This is a genomic window from Endozoicomonas sp. YOMI1, from assembly GCF_024606345.1.
In the GTDB taxonomy this organism is placed as follows: domain Bacteria; phylum Pseudomonadota; class Gammaproteobacteria; order Pseudomonadales; family Endozoicomonadaceae; genus Endozoicomonas.
On record NZ_JAHHPM010000484.1, the window covers coordinates 1 to 3,822 of the forward strand.

A 3,822-nucleotide genomic window follows, 5' to 3' on the forward strand; every position below is an offset into this window, starting at 1 on the left:
TGCGAGGAATTCCAACGAAGATCCAGCGGTTCAAAATGGCAGCGCAGTTCATATTCAGAAGGTGGAATTGGTATTACTCATTTGTCACATGCTCTTCACAAAAAGATACCCTTTACTGCGCACCGTCTTGATCAGACGAGGGTGCATTGGGTCGTCGCCAATTTTGGGACGAATTCGTGAAACCCTGACATCGATGGAACGATCCTGACCGTCGTATTCAATCCCGCGCAACTGGGCAAAGATCTCTTCCCGGCTCAACACCCGGCCAGCATTGGAACAAAGCAGCCAGAGCAAATCAAACTCAGCGCTGGTGAGGTCGACGCTCTTGTCATCCAGCCAGGCCTCGCGCATGGAGTTATCGACGACCAGCGCACCAAAGCGAAGGCTATTCTGCACTTCCGGCTCGTCTTCTACGGGGGCCGGACCTCTTCTTAACAGGGCTCGTATCCGGGCAAGCAGTACTCTTGGGCGAACCGGTTTGGCAACATAATCATCTGCGCCCATTTCCAGCCCCAGTACTTCATCAAGGTCATCGGTCCGGGCGGTTAACATCAGTATCTGACCATGATAATGGCCTCGCACCCGTCGACAGATGGACACCCCATCTTCCCCCGGTAACATGAGATCCAGTACCACCAGGTCGGGGCGCTCACTCAAAACACGCTCAACGGCCTTACCACCATCACCTTCTACCGACACCTGAAGGCCATTATTTTCAAGATACTCACGGGTCAGGGTTGCCAGACGCTCATCATCCTCAACAATCAGGATGCGACCCGTTTCTGCATTATCCAAAGCCATTGTTTTACACCCCAGGGTTTAAGAGACAAAATATTGAAAATACTGAAGCCATGACTGTACTTTCAAAGCGGCAAAAATCCTGCACTTCGCTGGCAATCTAATCGTTTATGGGCCGTAGATGTTACACTACCGACGTTCGAACGTCCTCCCCGGAACAGAATCAGCCCCAAACATTTCTGAATCAACGTCCGGAATCCATAGTATTCATTATTTTTTTTATCAGAATCGAACTCAGAATATTTTTTTATTTTGACAAAATCTCAGCTTGATCTTGCAAATTTTTCGTTCTGTCTGAAAAAGTTACCCGGGAGTTAGCGGGCACCAACACCGAAAGAAATCCACAACTTATCCACAGCGATCCCCCAGTTTTATCATCTTGAATTTATCCCAACTGCGCATTATCTTGTGTAGAGAAACGGTCGCTACACAATATATGGTATCCCTCGCTGCTGAGTAACACATTATCGTCTGAGCAACACAGCATACCGAAAATGCCTCAGACAACGTTCCAGCCAAACAGCGGATTTGCTGTTGGCAGCAGCACACAACGGAAGCGTGTTCATTGAATACACAGGTAAAGGCTGAATGAATAAAAATATCTTGGTCACCAAACGTGACGGAGACAAGGAACAACTGGATCTTGAGAAGATCCATAAAGTGATTACCTGGGCAGCCGAGGGCTTGGATAACGTCTCCGTTTCCGAAGTTGAACTTAAGTCTCACATACAGTTCTACGACGGCATCAAGACCACGGATATCCATGAAACACTGATCAAATCCGCAGCCGACCTGATTTCAGCCCAGGCACCGGACTATCAGTATCTGGCTGCCCGCCTGGCCATCTTCCACCTGCGGAAAAAGGCCTACGGCCAGTTTGAACCGCCCGGGTTATTTAGCCATGTGGTCAAACTGGTAGAGATGAAGAAGTATGACCAGCACCTCCTGACGGACTACAATGAGGCTGAATTTGATCAGATGGAAAGCTTTATTGATCACAGTCGGGATATGAACTTCAGCTATGCCGCGGTCAAGCAACTTGAGGGCAAATACCTGGTGCAGAATCGGGTAACCGGCGAGTACTATGAAAGCCCCCAGATTCTATACATGCTCATTGGTGCCTGCCTGTTTGCGGAATACCCGAAAGAGACTCGCCTGGATTTCATTGAGCGTTTCTACCATGCGGTGTCCACCTTCAGACTCTCTCTGCCAACCCCGATCATGTCCGGGGTTCGTACACCTACACGTCAGTTCAGCTCTTGTGTGCTGATTGAATGCGGGGACTCACTGGACTCCATTAATGCCACTTCCAGCGCTATCGTCAAATACGTCAGCCAGCGTGCAGGCATTGGTATCAACGCAGGCAATATTCGCGCCCTGGGCAGCCCGATCCGCGGGGGAGAAGCCTTCCATACCGGCTGTATCCCTTTCTACAAGCACTTCCAGACGGCGGTAAAGTCGTGCTCTCAAGGGGGCGTTCGCGGTGGCGCAGCGACCCTCTTCTACCCGATCTGGCACCTGGAAGTTGAAAACCTGCTGGTTCTGAAAAACAACCGGGGGGTTGATGATAACCGCGTTCGACACCTGGACTATGGCGTACAGTTTAACAAGCTGATGTACCAGCGCCTGATCGAAGGCGGCGATATCACCCTCTTTTCACCCAGCGATGTGCCGGGACTTTATGATGCGTTCTTTGCCGACCAGGAAGCGTTTGAAAGGCTCTATAAGCAATATGAGCAGGACAGCAGCATCCGTAAAACAACGCTGAAGGCGATTGAACTCTTTTCACTGTTCGCTTCCGAGCGGGCCAGTACCGGGCGGATCTACCTGCAAAACGTCGATCACTGCAATACCCACAGCCCATTTGACCCTGCGGTAGCGCCGGTTCGTCAGAGTAACCTGTGTCTGGAAATTGCCCTGCCCACCAAACCCCTGAACCATATCCATGACGAAGAGGGCGAGATTGCCCTGTGCACACTGGCCGCGTTCAACCTGGGTGCCCTGAAGGATCTGGCAGAACTGGAAGAGTTGTCTGAACTGATTGTGCGTGCGCTCGACAGCCTGCTGGACTACCAGGACTACCCGGTTCCCGCAGCTTACAACTCGACGATGGGACGGCGTCCCCTGGGTGTTGGTGTCATCAACTTCGCCAACTACCTGGCCAAAAACAATGTTCGGTATTCTGATGGCTCCGCCAATGGCCTGACCCACCGCACCTTTGAGGCCATTCAATACTACCTGTTGAAAGCGTCAAACAAGCTGGCCAGAGAGAAAGGCACCTGCTCCAGGTTCAACGAGACCACGTATGCCAAAGGTATACTGCCCATTGATACCTACAAACGTGACCTTGATACGGTTTGCGAAGAGTCTCTGCACCTTGACTGGGAAGGATTGCGTGGTGAGATCAAGTCTTTCGGCTTGCGCAACTCAACACTGACCGCCCTGATGCCATCCGAGACTTCATCCCAGATCAGTAATGCCACCAACGGTATTGAGCCTCCCAGGGGCTTTGTCAGCGTTAAAGCCAGTAAAGACGGCATTCTCAAGCAGGTTGTTCCAGATTTCGTCGAGCTTCAGGATCGTTATGAACTACTCTGGAACATCCCGAACAATGATGGATACCTTCAGCTGGTTGCCATCATGCAGAAATTTGTCGACCAGACGATCTCAGCCAACACCAACTATGATCCAAGCCTCTTTGAAGGCGGCAAAGTACCGATGAAGCTGCTGCTGAAAGACCTGCTGACCGCTTACAAACTGGGCGTAAAAACACTGTATTACCACAATACCCGTGATGGTGCCGCTGACGCCCAAAATGATATGGATGATGACTGCGCAGGAGGTGCCTGCAAAATCTGATGAACATCCCATCCCTTGACTGAGCGTCAGAAATACTGATCAAAGCGAACAGCAATCATACCTATAGCGCAAATGCTTATAGATAAACAACGCGGTTCGCTTCACTCTAGGAGGCTTCTAGGAGGCTGTCCGAGAATAGCGCCCGTAGCGTGGATTGCGCGCAAT

Annotated in this window: 2 protein-coding genes; one reads left to right on the forward strand and one right to left on the reverse strand. The window is 50.9% G+C overall.

Annotation, left to right across the window (positions count from 1 at the left end):
* Window positions 1-84 precede the first annotated feature (84 nt).
* On the reverse strand, window positions 85-801 hold the full coding sequence (locus KDK15_RS16970) for a winged helix-turn-helix domain-containing protein (RefSeq protein ID WP_257296574.1): 717 nt from the start codon (window positions 799-801) through the stop codon (window positions 85-87).
* Between the two features lie 585 nt (window positions 802-1,386).
* Between KDK15_RS16970 and nrdA the strand changes: the two genes are divergently transcribed.
* Window positions 1,387-3,657, forward strand: coding sequence for a class 1a ribonucleoside-diphosphate reductase subunit alpha (nrdA, locus tag KDK15_RS16975; protein ID WP_257296575.1), 2,271 nt, complete (start codon window positions 1,387-1,389; stop codon window positions 3,655-3,657).
* Window positions 3,658-3,822: the final 165 nt, after the last annotated feature.

Excerpts from the sequence above, each read along its gene's own strand:
- KDK15_RS16970 (WP_257296574.1), bottom strand. The coding sequence starts at position 801 with ATGGCTTTGGATAATGCAGAAACGGGTCGCATCCTGATTGTTGAGGAT.
- nrdA (WP_257296575.1), top strand. The coding sequence starts at position 1,387 with ATGAATAAAAATATCTTGGTCACCAAACGTGACGGAGACAAGGAACAA.